The sequence below is a fragment of the Photorhabdus kayaii genome (assembly GCF_025384895.1).
GTDB lineage: Bacteria > Pseudomonadota > Gammaproteobacteria > Enterobacterales > Enterobacteriaceae > Photorhabdus > Photorhabdus kayaii.
Window position 1 is genome coordinate 1 of record NZ_JAJAFZ010000048.1, and the last position, 17846, is coordinate 17846.

The 17846-nt window shown below is 46.9% G+C and carries 13 protein-coding genes and 3 pseudogenes; 7 read left to right on the plus strand and 9 right to left on the minus strand.

The window, feature by feature from the left end:
- The 6 genes and pseudogenes from LGZ98_RS16425 to LGZ98_RS16450 form a co-directional block, all read left to right on the plus strand.
- Positions 1 to 561 (plus strand): annotated as a pseudogene (locus LGZ98_RS16425) (IS3 family transposase); the annotation flags it as partial.
- Complete coding sequence (locus LGZ98_RS16430) at positions 558 to 1517, plus strand: type VI secretion system protein TssA (protein ID WP_113043472.1); 960 nt, start codon at positions 558 to 560, stop codon at positions 1515 to 1517. The pseudogene LGZ98_RS16425 and the gene LGZ98_RS16430, both read left to right, overlap by 4 nt.
- Before the next feature lie 101 nt (positions 1518 to 1618).
- Positions 1619 to 2176 carry a type VI secretion system contractile sheath small subunit gene (gene tssB / locus LGZ98_RS16435; RefSeq protein ID WP_113043473.1) on the plus strand — a complete coding sequence of 186 codons (558 nt, stop codon included), beginning with the start codon at positions 1619 to 1621 and terminating at the stop codon, positions 2174 to 2176.
- Positions 2163 to 3326 carry a type VI secretion system contractile sheath large subunit gene (tssC, locus tag LGZ98_RS16440; protein ID WP_113043474.1) on the plus strand — a complete coding sequence of 388 codons (1164 nt, stop codon included), beginning with the start codon at positions 2163 to 2165 and terminating at the stop codon, positions 3324 to 3326. The genes tssB and tssC overlap by 14 nt, the downstream gene beginning before the upstream one ends.
- A 31-nt stretch (positions 3327 to 3357) precedes the next feature.
- Positions 3358 to 3879, plus strand: a complete 522-nt coding sequence (locus LGZ98_RS16445) for an Hcp family type VI secretion system effector (RefSeq protein ID WP_113043475.1) — start codon at positions 3358 to 3360, stop codon at positions 3877 to 3879.
- Between the two features lie 139 nt (positions 3880 to 4018).
- A complete protein-coding gene (locus LGZ98_RS16450) occupies positions 4019 to 5005 on the plus strand; it encodes a type VI secretion system-associated FHA domain protein (RefSeq protein WP_113043476.1) in 987 nt (328 codons plus the stop codon).
- 659 nt (positions 5006 to 5664) lie between these two features.
- On the opposite strand, the gene tssH is transcribed toward LGZ98_RS16450, so the two are convergent.
- From tssH to LGZ98_RS16495, 9 genes and pseudogenes are all read right to left on the minus strand, one after another.
- Positions 5665 to 8295 carry a type VI secretion system ATPase TssH gene (gene tssH, locus LGZ98_RS16455; protein WP_113043477.1) on the minus strand — a complete coding sequence of 877 codons (2631 nt, stop codon included), beginning with the start codon at positions 8293 to 8295 and terminating at the stop codon, positions 5665 to 5667.
- Between the two features lie 46 nt (positions 8296 to 8341).
- Positions 8342 to 8806: pseudogene (locus LGZ98_RS16460) on the minus strand (type VI secretion system baseplate subunit TssG).
- A 10-nt stretch (positions 8807 to 8816) separates the two neighbouring features.
- Complete coding sequence (locus tag LGZ98_RS16465; RefSeq protein ID WP_262405166.1) at positions 8817 to 9212, minus strand: type VI secretion system baseplate subunit TssG; 396 nt, start codon at positions 9210 to 9212, stop codon at positions 8817 to 8819.
- Between the two features lie 68 nt (positions 9213 to 9280).
- Positions 9281 to 10840, minus strand: a pseudogene (tssF, locus tag LGZ98_RS16470) (type VI secretion system baseplate subunit TssF); the annotation flags it as partial.
- 3 nt (positions 10841 to 10843) lie between these two features.
- A complete protein-coding gene (gene tssE / locus LGZ98_RS16475) occupies positions 10844 to 11377 on the minus strand; it encodes a type VI secretion system baseplate subunit TssE (RefSeq protein ID WP_113043480.1) in 534 nt (177 codons plus the stop codon).
- A 3-nt stretch (positions 11378 to 11380) separates the two neighbouring features.
- The gene (locus tag LGZ98_RS16480) at positions 11381 to 12016 is read right to left on the minus strand and encodes a DUF3540 domain-containing protein (protein ID WP_262978295.1); all 636 of its coding nucleotides are present in this window, start codon (positions 12014 to 12016) and stop codon (positions 11381 to 11383) included.
- A gap of 29 nt (positions 12017 to 12045) precedes the next feature.
- Positions 12046 to 13104: a pentapeptide repeat-containing protein gene (locus LGZ98_RS16485; protein WP_262978296.1), complete on the minus strand. Its 1059-nt coding sequence runs from the start codon at positions 13102 to 13104 to the stop codon at positions 12046 to 12048.
- Positions 13101 to 15278: a DUF2169 family type VI secretion system accessory protein gene (locus LGZ98_RS16490; RefSeq protein WP_113043483.1), complete on the minus strand. Its 2178-nt coding sequence runs from the start codon at positions 15276 to 15278 to the stop codon at positions 13101 to 13103. Before LGZ98_RS16490 ends, LGZ98_RS16485 begins: the two co-directional genes overlap by 4 nt.
- Complete coding sequence (locus LGZ98_RS16495) at positions 15217 to 17292, minus strand: type VI secretion system Vgr family protein (RefSeq protein ID WP_262978297.1); 2076 nt, start codon at positions 17290 to 17292, stop codon at positions 15217 to 15219. Before LGZ98_RS16495 ends, LGZ98_RS16490 begins: the two co-directional genes overlap by 62 nt.
- A gap of 257 nt (positions 17293 to 17549) precedes the next feature.
- Between LGZ98_RS16495 and LGZ98_RS16500 the strand changes: the two genes are divergently transcribed.
- A complete protein-coding gene (locus tag LGZ98_RS16500; protein ID WP_262978298.1) occupies positions 17550 to 17741 on the plus strand; it encodes a hypothetical protein in 192 nt (63 codons plus the stop codon).
- Positions 17742 to 17846: the final 105 nt, after the last annotated feature.

Consider the following 17846-nt stretch of genomic DNA (forward strand, 5'->3'; position numbering starts at 1 on the left):
GCCCGGACTGAACGGTCAGATATCCCGAATCATCTCAATAGGGAATTTGACGTTAGCGCGCCAGATAGTGTCTGGTGCGGTGATATTACCTATATCTGGGCAGAAGGCGGCTGGCATTATCTGGCTGTGGTACTGGATTTATACTGTCGTCGAGTGGTTGGCTGGGCATTATCGGCAAAGCCGGATGCGGATTGAGTGGTTAAAGCACTGGACATGGCATACGAGCAACGCGGCAGACCGCAAAACGTGATGTTCCATTCAGACCAGGGTAGCCAATATGCCAGCCATTCATTCCGGCAAAGGCTGTGGCGTTATCGCATGACGCAAAGTATGAGCCGCCGTGGCAATTGCTGGGATAATGCCCCAATGGAAAGGCTGTTTAGAAGCTTGAAATCAGAATGGATGCCTGTAACCGGTTATATGACCAGAGCAGAAGCCCAGCGGGATATAAGTTTTTACCTGATGGATTATGACAACTGGAGTCGGCCACATCAGTTCAACGAGGGGGTGCCACCGGCAAAAGCTGAGGCTCTCTCTAATTTACTGTCCGGAATTAGTTGACCACTACAAGCGCTGAATTCATACATCTGATTCAATTGTCGCAGGGAAAAGCTGAACAGCAATTCGGCGACTTTATCATTCCGACACAGGAACCTGACTGGCGACAGATAGAGAAAAGCGCACTTGCTCTGCTAGCACGCAGCAAAGATCTGCACATTATTATCCTGCTCATGCAAGCCTGGTGCCGCCAATACGGCTTGGTTGGATATGCACAAGGTCTGATGTTATTGGAACAGACAGTTGCGCGTTATTGGGAAACCTTGTGGCCCGCCGTAAAACAAGATGGTGAACCAGACCCACTGATGCGTATTAACGCATTACAGGGGCTAGGTGATGGTTTTGCGCTGGCTAAACAGGTGCGTCTGTGCGAATTCGCCCGCAGGAATGGGATAATCCTCACCGTGGCAGATATCATGAAATGTCTGGATGGCAGTAACACGGAAGAGAGTCCATTTCCCGGTGGGATAGATCTTCTGATTGCTGAATTACAGCAAGGTGAAGCACCGGTGATAAAGCTAATCCCACAAATAGCCGCCACCCTGCAATGCCTGATTAACACATTACGTAGCCATCTTGGTGACAGTGGTCTGCCAGATATGCGCCGTCAAATGGCAATATTTCACCATCTGGTACAGCTTCTCGCCCCGCAACCCGATACTGCTCAAATTGAGGAGGATAGCCAACATCCCCTACCGGGCAATGGTAACAATACGCACCAACCAAGCCTATCCAATAGCTGGCAGCCATCCAGTATCCAGAATCGTGAACAGGCTCAACAAGCGCTGGAAGCGGTACGGCAGTACTTTCTATTACATGAATCCAGTCATCCAGCACCATTGATGATTGCACGAGTGAAACATCTCATTAACCAGGATTTTATGAATATTATGCGCAATCTTGCTCCAGAGGCTGTCGATCAACTTGAACACTTTTTGGGCTGTAAAAAGCAGACATAACGCGAGCTGAGGAGACAGCAAAATGGGGGGTAATACGCTGGAAAAGCCGCTGTTACTCCGTCAATGACTCATAACTACTGATTTTGTCGATGGAGAATACTATGTCAGGATCAAACAGCGGGCAAAAATTCATCGCCCGTAATCGTGCACCACGAGTACAAATTGAATACGACGTCGAACTATACGGTGATGAACGTAAGGTTCAACTCCCTTTTGTCATGGGAGTGATGTCGGACTTAGCTGGAAAATCTGCTGATCAACTTCCTCCACTCAGTCAGCGAAAGTTTCTCGACATTGATGTTGATAATTTCGATGACCGCATGAAATCACTACTCCCAAGCGTTGCCTTTCCGGTGGACAACACCTTGAGCGGTGAAGGGAAAATTCAAGTCGCTCTCACTTTCAACACAATGGATGATTTTCTACCTGATGCGATAGCACGTCAGGTTGAACCACTTAATCAGCTCCTGGAAGCACGTACTCAACTGGCTAACCTACTGTCTTATATGGATGGCAAAAGCGGAGCCGAAGAGCTAATCGCGACTATCCTACAAGATCCGGCATTACTGAAATCGTTAAGTACTGCACCGCTGAACAACACAGAATCCACAAATCCAGCAGCAAAACAAGAGCAGGGAGACAGCCATGAGCCAGCCTGAAATCCACTTAGCTGGTGAAAACTCCAGCCAAACGACTCACTACAATCAGAGTGAACTTAATGCGTTACTCAGGAAAGAATTTCGCCCTAAAACAGATCAGGCACGCCTCGCCGTGGAAAACGCCGTTAAAACTCTGGCACATCAAGCGCTGGAAAACAGTCTGACCTTATCGAGCGACACTTTCAGCACCATTCAGGTACTGATTGCCGCCATTGACAACAAACTTTCGCAACAAATCAACGAAATTCTCCATCACGCTGATTTTCAAGCACTGGAGGGTGCATGGCGTGGTCTGCTCTATTTAGTCAGCAACACGGAATATGCTTCCTGGAGTAGTCTGCGCGAATCGGAAGATGCTCGTTACATTGGCTTGGTCATGCCACGTTTTCTGGCACGTTTACCTTACGGTATCAGCACTAATCCCGTTGAAAGATTCGATTTTGAAGAAAAAACCGCAGGAGCTACCCACAGTAACTATGTCTGGAGCAATGCAGCCTATGCGATGGCGGTGAACATTAACCGTTCCTTTAAAGAATATGGCTGGTGTGCATCCATCCGGGGCGTCGAATCAGGCGGAGCAGTGGATAAACTGATCTGTCACACTTTTCCGACAGATGATGGTGGTTTGGATATCAAATGCCCAACGGAAATTGCTATCAGTGATCGTCGTGAAGCTGAGTTAGCAAAAAACGGCTTTATCCCGTTGGTTTACCGTAAAAACTCCGATTTTGCGGCATTTATCGGCGCACAATCACTGCAAAAACCTGCGGAATATATGGATGCCGACGCCACAGCAAACGCTAATCTGGCCGCTCGCTTACCTTATCTGTTTGCCTGCTGCCGATTTGCACACTATCTGAAATGTATTGTGCGTGACAAAGTGGGATCATTTCAGAGCCGCGACGACATTGAACGCTGGCTAAATAAATGGATCATCAACTATGTTGACGGCGATCCCGCCAACTCCTCACAACAGACCAAAGCGCGCAAACCACTAGCAGCGGCTGAAGTACAGGTCATCGAACAGGAAGATAACCCCGGATATTATCAAGCCAAATTCTTCCTGCGTCCCCACTATCAACTGGAGGGATTAACGGTTTCCCTGCGGCTGGTATCAAAACTGCCCTCTCTAAAACAGAGTGGTGGTTAATTCTGAAAATGACTAAATAAGGAATGTGATCATGAACAACAGCATCTATTTGGATATCAAAGATGTCTCCGGTGAATGTAAAGATAGCAATCATCCTAACGGTATTGATGTGCATACCTTTGAATGGAAACTATCACAACCAGTAGAAACCGGTAGTGGCGGTGGTGGTGGCAGCGGACGCGCCAAAGTACACTCTCTGGTGGTCTATGCCCGGATGGATAAGGCAATGCCAACGTTAATGCAGAAATTAGCACAAGGCGTTCATCTGCCGGAAGTAAAGCTAACCATGCGTAAAGCAGGAGGCGAACAACAAGAGTTCACCACGATTACGCTTGGTAGTGCATTGCTTGACAGCATTGAACTGGTTGACTTTAACCGCGATATTCCACATTTAACAGAAGGTTCAACAGCCATTATACCCGGCACTATTGGCGTGAAATACAGCTTTTCACCAAATATCGCCAAAGTGGTTTATAAAGAACAAGATAACCAAGGAAAAAGTGGTGCCAATGTAGAATTTAATTGGGATACCCAAAAGAACACCAGTAAATAAGAAAACACGCACTGATAACTAAATCAGTAAAAAATAACCTTCCGCCCGGAATACGCTATGTTCGTATCCTTTAGGATGCTGCATCCCTTTTTCGTGGCGGAAGGGTAAATTATTACTCAATATAATAAGCAACGTTGTTATGAAAATAACCCTTATCAATCCTCCATCAGGCAATATGGCAGCCAATAGCAGTCATATTTTTTATCCTCCCGGAGGAACTATCGGCACCAGCGAAAATAATCATTTTGTGTTGCCAGATCTAAATAGTTGTATTTCGGCATTACAAGCCAGTATAAATATTTCTGCCCAAGGTGTCTGCACTATTACTAATATTGGAACGGCCTTCATGATGATTAACAATATTCCATTAGCGCGTGGAGAAACCGCATCTCTGCAAGAAAATAATAAGCTCAAAATTGGTGATTATTATCTAACTGTGAACGAAATAGAAATGGAAAAATATCATTCCGTCAAACAGGAAATAACAAAAGCCGATCTTTCTGAGGCGGTATGGGATGAATTAAATACAACATTACCCGCCAAAGAAAACCAAAAAGCGAGTGATCAACTCTCTGCGGCCAATTTTTCGTCACCAGAAACAGAGATCCTGCAAACTCTTGATCAACTCGCTACCCGCCCTATTGATCCAATAGAACTCTTTACCACTCAATGCCAACGCACCAACAGTCATGCCCTGTTTCAGCCAAATACCTACCGCTCTACCACACCGCTACAGCTATGGGAAGAGCAGATAAAACAACTCGATCCATTATGCCTATTCAAAACAGAACCCTCCGCATCTACAACCAACGACATGACCACACCACAAACATACCCCATGTTAGGCGGACATGAACAGGCAATGAAAGAAGCACTTTTCTATTGTCTTAACACCATAATAAATCGCTTTGATCCGTCCTACGACGAAAACAGTGTCCCGGCAGCCCACTTCTGGCCCCTGAATAACACACAACACCGTAAAGCAAGGTTATGGGATAACTTTACTGACCGTTATCAACAAACCACCGAAGAGATACGCCAACAATCGTCAACGTTATTCAACGCTTTTTTCCTTAGCGTTTACCAACAAAAATTAAATGCTGTTTTCGACAGCAGTGATGATTAATAACAAAACCAAAGAACTTTTGGAGAAAGATAACGGGTATAAACCAGTTAATAACAAAGTGCCGACTTCTGGGTTAGCACTTTGCGTAATAATGGATTATATAACAGACAGGTTGATCTCAATATTCACTACCCAAAAATTCTATCAGCTCAATATACACAGTTTTCCTACTCATTATTTTAGCCCGCCAAACCAATATCACTATTAACTTCAAATTTGCTCGTGATGCAATTGCTCACCATAGCTCACAACTATTTTTCTCAACAGATCATTTTCTATGAAAATTAATCATCTCACTTATATATAATAAATTATTAAAGTAATAAATGAAAAATACAACTAAAAAACAATAAAAAGTACGCTCAACGCTTTGAGGCTTATGTAGCTCCATGGTTTACAATCAACAACCCCACGACTTTAAAACCTGTTTTGCAACCTTTGAAAAGATCTCAGCCGATATATTGGTTCAGGTAAGTTTCTCATCAGTTTTCTAACTGTATTATACCCTATGGATTTCAAGATGCATCGCGATAGCAAGGGAGCAAATCCCCGGGAGCATAGCGAACGATGTGACCGGGGTGAACGAGTGCAGCCAACAAAGAGGCAATTTGAAAGATAACGGATATATAGGCTTAAGTTTTTATGCACATATGGCAATCTCAACAAAAATAACACTGAAATGCCGCATTCTCCCAAGCGACTTTCAATTGCGAATAACGTTGATTCTCCATCGTTGCCGTCAGCAATTTACGACTCATCTGCGGCAATAAAATATTAGTAATAATGGAATCAATCCTGCGAGCACCAGATTCCTGTTCCATACAACAAGCCATAATCTGTTGTGTCACTCGGCGATCAAATTGCGCTTCAATACCATAATTTTCCCACAGGCGTTGGGCTACCCTCGTCAATTGCAATTGTACAATCTTTTCCAGCATTTCATCACTCAATGACAAGAAAGGAATGACCGTCAGACGGCCAAGTAGAGCGGCAGGAAATATCCGTAGCAGCGGTTGACGTAACTGCTGCGTCAACATTTCCACATCCAGCAAACCATCCTGCCGGGTACAGGCACTGATAACCTCCTGACTACCCACATTCGAGGTCAGTATGATTAACGTATTGCGGAAATCAATGCGACAACCTTCTCCATCTTCCATCCAGCCTTTATCGAACACCTGAAAAAACAGCTCATGTACATCAGGATGTGCTTTTTCCACCTCATCCAGTAACACCAAACTGTATGGATGCCGTCGAACAGCCTCCGTCAGCACGCCACCTTCACCATAACCAACATATCCCGGCGGCGCCCCTTTCAACGTTGATACACTGTGTGACTCCTGAAACTCACTCATGTTGATAGTGATCAGATTCTGCTCACCACCATACAGATTTTCAGCCAATGCCAACGCTGTTTCGGTTTTCCCTACCCCAGAAGGGCCACATAACAGAAATACCCCCACCGGCTTATTGGGATCACCCAAGTGTGCACGCGCCGTACGTACCCGTTCACTGATGATACTTAACGCATGTTGCTGACCAATAACCCGTTGCTCCAAGCTATGTTCCAAATTCTGGACAATGCTGATTTCATTTTTCACCATCAGGCCAAGAGGAATTCCAGTCCAATCCGCAACCACGGCTGCAACACTGTGGGCATCCACTGCGACCGTAATTAATGGCTGTTCCCCCTGCAATAAACTCAATTGTTGTCGGCAATTCTGTAATTGTGTCTGCCAAGACAAACGCGGCGCATCATCTGCCGACATTTCATCATCAGCAATGAGTTGCTGGCATAAGCTGATAATCTGCTGAGCCAACCGCATTTCATCCTGCCAACGCTGTGCAACCTGCTGCTCTGCCTGCAATTCATGACGTTGATCATCAAGCTGTGCTAAACGTGCACTATGATCGCCATCGCCACCCAGTTGCTGTTCACGGCAAACAATCTCATATTCAATCTGAAGTGCATCAAGCTGACGGCGGTAATCTTCCAATACCGCCGGCTGGCTGTGCTGACTGACCGCTACCCGCGCGCAAGTGGTATCAAGCAGCGCTATTGCTTTATCGGGCAACTGGCGGGCCGGAATATAACGATGAGAGAGCGATACCGCAGCTTCTAACGCTTCATCCAGCAATAACACGCCATGATGTCGCTCCAGTTGTCTGGACAGGCTACGTACCATCTGTAAAGCTAATGCTTCGTCCGGCTGTGCAACCTGCAACACCTGAAAACGTCGCGTCAACGCCGGATCTTTTTCAATGTGCTTTTTGTATTCTGCCCAAGTGGTCGCCCCAATAGTACGCAACTGTCCACGCGCCAGAGCCGGCTTCAACAGGTTCGCCGCGTCACCTATTCCTTGTGCGCCACCGGCGCCAATTAGCATGTGAATCTCGTCAATAAATAGAATAATGGGAACTGGGCTTTGTTGAACCTCGTTAATCACCGCCTGCAAACGTGCTTCAAATTCTCCCTTCATGCCGGCCCCTGCCTCTAAACGGCCAATATCCAACGACCAGAGCTGAACATGGCACAATGACGGTGGTAAATCACCCGATGCAATCCGTAGCGCCAACCCTTCTACCAGCGCCGTTTTACCCACTCCCGCCTCACCAGTAATCAACGGATTGTTTTGCCGACGACGTAACAAAATATCAATCAGTTGGCGGATCTCTTTATCCCGTCCGACGACCGGATCAATTTGTCCAGCTCGCGCCAGTGCGGTCATATCCTGTGCATAACATTGCAGCGCACTGTCGGACGCAAACTGCTTCTCCCCACTCTCTGCCGCTGCGGTTTTCATTAGGCTGTTTTCCGTACTGTCGCACAGGATATGGGTAAAATCCTGTGCCAGACTCTCCGCATTAATCTGAGCAAACTGAGCAGAAATCGCCAATAGATGTTGGCGTAGATTAAAGGTGGTTAACAGTGCCAGCAATAGATGCGCCCCTCGGATCTCACTTGCCGCAAAGGTCACAGAACTACATACCCAAGCCCGTTCCACGGCTTCATCAATATGGGTAGAGAGATCGGAAATCGCGCTGGCTCCACGCGGTAATGTATCCAGCGCTTGTACAATATCCAGCGCCATTTGCTGTTCATCCAGCGCAAAATAGCCCATGATCTGTTGCAGATCACCCGCTGCCTGCTGCATCAGTTGATGCAACCAGTGCGCCAGTTCCACATAAGGATTGCCCCGCAATTTACAAAACGTGCTGGCTCTGTCCAAAGCTCGAAATAACGGCGCATTCAGTTTATTAAACAGTGACTGGCGATTGATATCCAACATAACATCCTCGTCCATATTGGTAGATAAAGAAAACAAGTACAGTCTGCTATGACTGCGCAGGGTTATCTGGGCTAAAACAGAAATCACTGCGATCGTGATGGTGGATATTCAGCCCTAGCCAGCAGCTCTGCCCTAGAGACTGAGCGCTTCCTAGCGAACATCCTTGATAATGTTGATGATCCAGCGTAACTCTGAGCTTCCAGGCATATTCAAGGCCGACATAACACCGAACCCAGTCACACAATTGCCGCAGCTCATCACAACAGGATGTTGCAAACCGTGAAGCCGGTAAGAAACGCTAATATACCAGCCAAGAGAGCGGCCCAAGTTCCAGACAAAATGCATATTGCACATCAGCCACCGCAATACCGAGACGAGTAGTACTGCCTAACCGAGCACCAGCATGACCATTGTGCAACCGCAACTGATCATCACGCTTTATCGTCAACCAATGAAACTGGTTTTCATGCAATGTCACCGGCAAGCCAAAGTGGTAACGTAGCAGACACAACAGGCCATCTTTAGTTACGCGACTGGCGGGTCAGATGCCCCACCATATAGTGGTGTGTCCGCTGGTGCCGGAGGCAATGGCCCCTGCCGATCAGGCTGGCAAAAAAATAATCGAAGCGGCGGTTATCACTGCGATCAAAAGAGAGGCAAGGTTGAGCATCCGCCCATGCACGCCAAAACAGAGTGATTAGACGGTGCTGAAACAGATTGAAAAAGGCACTCAACGCATGATCTTTATGTTGCTTCTGACGTTGCCAGGCAAACTCGGTGACATGTAAAGGCAGAGGCCCATTCGGGCCAAACAGGCCAAAGTTATTGATATTAATCTGATAACAAGTGCCATCTGGATAAGGGACGATGGCCGCAATTTCTGCTGGCGCAAAGCATAATGCTGGCTGTTGCCCCAAACGTAAGGGTTCATAATGCAGTAAAGGTGAACGCCCCAGTGGATAAGGTGAACCTGACTGGCATGAAAACGTAATAACCGCCGTAATTCCGCTTCACCTTGTTCAGTGGCGCAATTCTGCAAGCTGAAATAATTGAACTGTAATTGATTGATCAACTGCCAGCAGGCACTACTCTCTGCCAATGCCGGACGAGGTTCAGTAGGGCCTTTACGCAACCGCACAGCAGCAACGGGAACTGAATCCTGCATCACCAGCCCCTCTTGCGCCTGTCGTTGCAGTAATAAAGGTAGATCACGGTTGGTACACAGAACTTCCGCACTGAGATATTTCAAATCGCTGCGCCAAGGCGGATGATGCTCATCAGCCAAAGAGAGATAGACCTCACTGCCAAGATAATCAGAACGCATGCCATAACGGTTCACATGTTGTGGCAACAGACGCGATTCACGGCGGATAGAAAAATACCCCGCATTAACTAACGCATCACTACATTGGGTGCGATAAAGAGGATGGAAAATATAGTCGTCGCTGTCATGCTGAGTACCAATACCACGTAATGCTGTGACAGAAAAAACCTCATAATCAAGCGGACGCATATTATCGACCACAACATGGTATTCATGTTGCTGTTCATTGAGCGTCATCGGTTCAGCGGTACGGGGAAAAAGATTGATAGCAGGGGTACAATGTAGAGCCAAGTGGCTAACATCCACCACCTTTTCCAACTGTGGCGAACGTACATCCAGCAGGATCTGAATTTCCAATCGCTGTTGTTTACCGGCCTGCGCCAGCAACGGCTGCAAGCCACTGATGCTGAAAAACTGGAAACGGGCCGGAAAGGCAAAATATTCCTGCAACAGGCGATACGCTTCGACATTACGCAAATCAACGGGCAACAACGCCTGCTCGGCAGTAACCCCCTCATGACGCAGCGACTGAGGAGGCAACAATAACCGTTGTACAGTACTGCCGGGGATTTGGCACAATACCCCCTGACAATGCACCATCAGTAACTCTAATAGTTGTAAAGCGGGAATATCACCGCCACTGAGGTAGAACATCAACGCATCACATTGCAATTCACCCAATGACACATTGTCAAAGCACGATAACTGAATACGCAAAGTGCCCTGCGCCTCAGCACCGCCAAGGGCAGAAAAAGGAATATCCGCGGATACGCCCCCCAATTCCACCTGTAATAAACGCAACGGCTGCAAAGTCACATCCTGCGCGGTACGATAGCGGCAACTGATCCCCTTCTTTTTCAGTGCCTGACTTTCCATCAATGAACTACGCGGCACAAGAAAACCTTTACTCAAATCCCCCTTAGTGGGATCTGGTTGTAATTCAACAATTGCCATTGAAGGCAAGCCAGCAAGATAGTTAGGATAAAGCGCTTCTAGCAACTGGGCAGAGAAACGAGGAAATTCAGCATCCATCTTGAGTTGAATACGCGAAGTCAAAAAAGCAACGCCCTCCAGCAAACGCTCAACGTAAGGATCGGTAATGTCATTGCCCTGCATCCCTAACCGCCCGGCAATGCCAGGATAATAACGGGCAAATTCATCTCCCATTTCACGCAGCCATGCCAACTCGCGATTGTAATACTCCAGTAATTTTTCATTCATGATTTACCCTCCATCCACCAGCTCAAAATGCCCGTTTTCCAGATCAACATGGCTACTGAAAGTGAAGGCTAATGGGCGAGAAAAACCCAACAGATGTCCTCGGATTTCAAAACAGAGAATATTGTGAGCATTCAGTTGCTGATCACCCCGCATTCCCGTGATGATTAATTCCTGCGGAATAATGCGCGGTTCAAAATGGATAATGGCTTCACGTATCGCGTACTCAATACTTTCCCAGTTCACCTGAGAAATAAACTTTCCGGCCAGCGCCCGGATGCCAAAATTTAACGTACTGGTACTAACATGCGGCCAGGATGAAAGATCGACTCCAGAGGAGTAATGATCGCAGTTAAGCAGAGCCTGCAAATTATGCAGTACCGAAAGACGAAGCTGTTGAGCGCTATTACCAAATGATACCTGTTCCCCATCATTGCTATTCTCAGTCAGACGCTCAAGCAACATAGGACAAGTCTGATAACCGCCATAGATTGCAGGAGAACGGCATACCTCGGCGTTTTTCTCTGGTATTTTGCTCATTATTTAACCCATATGAATCTGTTCAGAATCCACTTTTGTCACTGCCTGCGACGTAATGATGGTATTACGTGCATGTAAGCGTACATAATCGCGGGCCTGACAATCCAGTTGCCCAACACGTACATGCTCTGCCTGTTCGACCTTACGCAATACGCGCTGGCTGATTTGAACCACGGTTTTCCACAATGCTTCCACACGCCGGCCAAGCAGACAGGCCACATTGACCCAAGCCGTCAATTCATCACCGCTGTAACGCATATGGGTGATATGGCAATCACTCTGTTGCGCACTAATCTGCACAGATTGACTATCAATAGTGATCTGTTCAGCACTGTGGAGCATCAATTCTCCTTGCGGAGCAATATGCAAATCTCCCGGAACAGTGAGCGTCACCGGTTGCTGTTCATCTGCCCGACTTAACACCGCCAGCACCCATAGCCGATGGTTATCATCACCATGAATCAGCACCTCATCACCGATTTGCGGTATTAACAAACAACTGATGGCGACACCACATTGCCAGCCACGCTGCTGATACTCCACGACCACTTCCCCTGTTGACAAAGTATTAACAACTTGCCCGACAGCCTGTTGAGGAAGATTAACCTCCAATAGAAATGATTTTTGCGTTGCGTTCATAAATAAAAATCCCGATATCCCGTTAAGCGCTAACCACGCGCATTCCATGTTTCTGCCGCAAACAGTGCCTCATCTCGCGCCAGAATCCCCCGACGATCAGAAAAGCGACTGCCCTGCTGACAGGCCCGATGCATCAATGTGCGTTTAAAACGCGCCTGGCGCAGATCCGCATGACTGATATCCGCCCAACTGAAATCGGCATAACTCAAATCGCAGGCGACAAAAGAGCAGCTATTCGCTTGCGTATAGCGCCATTGACTCTGGACTAACATGCTGTGGGAGAAATCTGCTTGATGTAGACAGGCCGCAATAAACTGGCCATGATTGATTTTTGCCTGCCGGCACTGCGCTTCACGTAAATCACTTTCAATAAATAGCGCCCCTTCGGCCTCTATCTCATCTAAACAGGCGCCACGCAGTGATGCGCCTTTAAAGCAGCTTTGCGTCAGTATCGCCTGCCGAAAATCGGCACGATCCAACGGATTATCAGTAAATTGGCAAGCCAAAAAGGTGAGCCCTTGAAACTTCCCTTCGCGCAGATCACAATGGGCAAACACCCCTCGTTCAAACCGGCTGCCTGTAAAGGTCACGTTGCGTAGATCCATACCGAACAAAGTCAAACTCTGACAATGGCAATTATGTACAGTACCGTTATGAATATCACTATCGTACAAAGTGACTTTATCAAGTGTGCTGTTGACAAAACGTGCACGATTAAGCTGGCAAGAGATGAAATAGGTAGAATTTAGTGCAGCATCTTGCAAAGAGAACTGTTCCAGTTGGCAATCGTGAAATATACAGTTATCCAGATGAGTGCGATCAAAGCAGGCTTGCGACAAATTACATTGCTGAAATGAACACCCTTTCAGCGTCATCCCCTGAAAAGAGGTATATGATAACTGACACTGCTGAAAAACGGTCTCATCAAGTCTGCAACAACGGAACTCAACGCCTTCAAAGGTAACATTAACAAACACCATACCAGCCAGATCCCTCTCTGCCAGCAACTCACTCGTCAGAGATACATCCTGAATGATTTCCCCTTGGGAAATCAGCGCGCTCAATTGTTCCGGCGTTAAGGTTTTCATATCAATTTGCCTCCGGCACATGGCAGGGTTTTGCACTGATCAAGCAAAGCCCCCTGCAATTGCGTATTCACATCAACACTGGATTGAGAAATATCGGCACGAAACAGATTGGCACGACGCAAATCCGCGCCCGCTAAATGGGATTTTTGCAGTAACGCGCCCATCAGATTAGCGTCCTGCAAATGACTATTGGTCAATAAGGTGCGAATAAACAGTGAATGACTGCCATTGACGGCGCTCATTTGCGCAAAACTGAGATCCGCTTCGCTGAAATCACAGTTTTGTAGTACCGCCTCTGAAAAGTCAGCCGCTTCAAGCAGAATGAGACGAAAATTACAACTGGTCAGCCGCGCATGCTGAAACAGACCAGCACGAATATGCGTTGTACCGGTAAACACGCAACTGTCTAAATGGGCATGCTGGTACTGAGCATGATCTAACGCGCTGTTTAGAAAAGTACAACTTTCCATCACCGCATGGTTGAAACGAACTGCGGTAAAGCCACCATTGATGACCGTCACACGCGTTAAATAGGCATGGCTAAAATCCAGCGCTTCCGGTATGAGATCCATAAACAGGCAGTTTTCCAACCGCGCCTGAGGGAAACGACAATGATGCAACGTACACTGACGTAACGTAATATCACTTAGAGCAGCTTGGGAAAAATCACACATGACCAGTTCTGCCTGTTCCAACAACACACCGCCAAGACGTGCCCCGATAAAATAACCGTTGTGGCACTTCGCTCCGGTCAGGGAAGCATTATTCAGACAAGCCGCATTTAGCGAAGTGTTATTCAATGAGGCATAAGCCAGCATGGCTTCACTGAGATCAGCTTCATCTAAACAGCAGTTATCCAGATTGGCATTTTCCAACAGAGTATGCTGTAGATTAGCTCGCCGCAGATCCAAACCAGAAAGATCAGCACCCGTTAGATCCATCCCACTGAGATCGCGTTTTGTTGCCATGCAAGCCATCACATGACGACGTAACACCTCAGCCTGTTCACCCTGTAATCTGCCTGCCGGCGGACGTGTATCCGCAGATAGCAAATACATCTGATGTAAACTACGCTGCGTACGTTTCAACACCTCTGGTGTTTGGCCTTCCGGTGTTTTCTGTGACTGTTTATGCAACAAGTCCAGCATACGGTAGTAACTCGCCGGGCCAGTCGGGGAAGCACTGGCACGTTCAGCCGCTGCATATGCAGCACTTTTCTTCTGAACCCGCTGTTGTATCCGTTCTGCCTGTCGTTCCAAGCTGGCAACCAGCTCCGGTAACTTATCGGCAGTGAGCGCTTTTCCCTCTTTCTGAGGCAATTCTGCAAGCAGTTGATTAATATCCTGCTCTTGCTTCTCACTTCTCGTCTGATGCCGCCGACGCAAATAAGTTTCACGCCTTGTCATCGTCTCTGCCAGCGCACTGGGGGTAACCTGTACGTCATTATCTATCCAAGGCGCAATCAGGCTTTCATCCATCAAATCCTGTTCTCGCAGGGTAAAAAGCGCCCCCTTCTCTTTCTCTGCCCGTTGCGCCATCACCTGTTGGTAATGAGCAACCGGCCGCTCAGCCTGTGCCAACTCCATCGCCACCAGCATTTGATGCACATCCACTGCATCATCTTCATTAATTGGACAAGCACCGTGCCAAATGAGTGCCATACGTTCCCGATGAGGAATAAACCATACCGTGGTAGCACGTAAGTGAAGCTCCTCAAAGCGCATTTCTCCACCACGCTGACGCGTGATAAAACAGCGTGCTTGCCAGCAAGGTAACGTTCCCTGTTGTACGGCTTGAGTGGGATGCATATTCCAGATACACCAAGTGGCGCCCGACGGCAGACAGGGTTGTCCGCTCAGCCATTGATCCGATCCGGCCATATTGAACAGGTGCCAATCTGTATCGCGGGCAAAACCGGGGAATTCATGCGCCAGCCACTGCTTATCGTATTTTTTTCCCATCATGCGACTACGTTGCGGCCAGCTAAAATCAAGGGGGGAGAAACTAGCTGGCTGCACACGCTGATGCAGTGAATGTAGCAGTTGATCCGGATGTTCAACATTAGGTAATGGGTGCCACAATACCCCCTCACGAGTAACAGGTTCATCTCCCTTACCCAACGGGTTTTCTGCGGTACAGTGACCGCCAAAGGCATTTTGCCAATCGAGGTGCATCTTCTCGAACGACTGTGGCGATGAAGGATGCCCGTTCCGCTATTTCTTCAGGGGTTAATGTCTGCAATGTCATCAGCTTCTGCTGTGCCTGATTATTGGGATCGTTGCTTTCTCGATTGAGATATAGGCTGTCGCCATAGATGATCTGCTTGCCGGCATCGAACAGAATATTACCCAAGGCATGATGGCTGATATCTTCTCCCGCGTGCTGGTTAATACTCTGGCTGACCTGCGTTTCTGATTTACCTTGAATACGTTCATACCTGCCACCCGCAATAAAATCTGCGCGTCCACCGGCGCCGATAATCGCAGTCTTCCCCAATTGGAAAGTTTGTATATCCGGCATCATTTTCAGGGTATGACACACACCATGATGCTTGAGATGAGTTTCGCCTTTTATCTCCTGAGCTAAGACACCATCAACGGTGATATTTTTATCGTGCTCAACGGAGATATTCATGTCGCGTTCGGCGTGCATGGTGAATGATTCACGTCCCGGCGCATCTTCGAGGAACAGAAAACTGGCATTTTCTACTCCGCCTTTCTTACTGCGGCTCATAAACCCCATTCGGGTTGCATCATTGGGTAACTGCCAGGGTGGCATGCACTCCTCATTGTAAACTCGCCCAGTCACCAACGGGCGATCCGGATCGCCGTTGATAAAATCAACCACTACCTCTTCACCAATACGTGGAATTTGTAAGCTGCCATATTTCCAACCAGCCCAACTGCTAGAAACCCGCACCCAACAAGAACTTCTATCATCCGGCTGGCTATATCTGTCCCAACGGAATTTCAATTTGACGCGACCATATTTGTCGGTCCAGATACTTTCCCCCGCCGGACCAGCGACTTCCGCCGTTTGTGGACCATAGGTTTTCGGCCAAGGCGTTGTCCGTTGCGGACGCCAAATAACATTAGCGGGTATTGCGTGAAATGCGGCTCGGAACGGTCCTTGGTCCCAACAACTCCCATCCAATTCGTCATACAACGTACAGTCATATAATTCATATTCCGCATGCGTCACCAGAAAGGGCTGTGTATCCGGTGGACAAGGGCTGTTTTGTAAAGTAAAAGTACATCCCGGCGCTAATCCGCATGCTGTTGCCTTGCCGTACATCTGTTGTTGCCGCGCTTCAAATCCCTGTTGGCGAACTTGCGCATAAAACTGACCATGCTGATTGTCGATATAGCGTCCCGGCCATTCAAAAACATCAGCCTTATTAACCGCACATGATGCTGGATTACTGCATATTTCCAATAAATGCGCCCGAGGTTTACGGAAATCATAATCATCCAGCGTATAAACTCGTGGCGTAATTTCCTGTGCTGTGCGCCAGCACATAATACCTTCCTGGTGATCAACCACACCGGGTCGTGTTGCTAAATAGGGGATTTGGACATAATCATCATTAAATGGCTGATGGGCATTTGGCGAGTCAGCTAGAATTAAAGTATGTCCCTTTTCATGATGCCTGAAATAATAGTAGATGCCTTCGTGTTCCATTAATCGACTGATAAAGTCAAAAGTACTTTCCTGATATTGGACACAATATTCCCATTGACGATAATGGCTACTAAGACGATTCTCTATATTAACATGATATTCTGCCAACAGACCGGCAATAATATCCGGCACACTCTGCCCCTGCCAAATACGGCAGTCACGGTTTTGTGTCAAATACCAGAGCGAAGGATGCAGCGTGAAAATATATAACTTATCATTTTCTTCCTGTAAATGATGTCCGACATATTCAATACGGGTAATATCACCATGTAGGAAACGGGAACCACCCTGTATTAGAGGGATCTCCAAAGCCATACTTTTACCCAACAATGACTTCATATCGAGATCATGACATGGACAAAGAAACTCTACTTTAAACTGATACAGTTGCGACAAGGATTCACTGCCAGTTAATTTTCTGAAATGCAATTTATTGCTATCAGACCTATTAAGCGGTATATGCGCCACAATGCGGACATCTGTACGATAATCGGATGTATGACTCACCATAATCTTCTCCAATAAAACAGACTTGTCTCACTGTCAGGGAGCAATACTCACGCTGACCTTCTCAGGCGATAATAAACCTTAAAGATCTGAGCAGAACATCAGGTGATAACATGAAATTGATGATGATTAAGTAAAATGGAGCAACAGATGATACGAAATTCAAAAAACGAGTGCAGACAACAAAGAGGCAACTTGAAAGATAACGGGTATAGATTATATTGAAGGTGATTATTCAATATAACAGGATTGGAATCATGAAAAATTTATTTGTTATTATGTTACTTCTCTCTGTAATAACCGGGTGCTCCGGTAAACATAACTCAAACAGACAAACACAAGCAGAAGAGGGATTGAAATTTGCCTTTTCATCCGGTGGCAATTTTATCTTAACTCACACTTGTACCGATAAAATCGATTATTTAGGGCCAGATGACAATATCATTTAAAGGTACTCATCTTGTCACGGCAACTATTCAAACTTCTTTAAGTCCTTCATTCAGAATGGGGGTAGAAGATAAAGAACAAGCTACGAGCATTATAAACGCATTAAA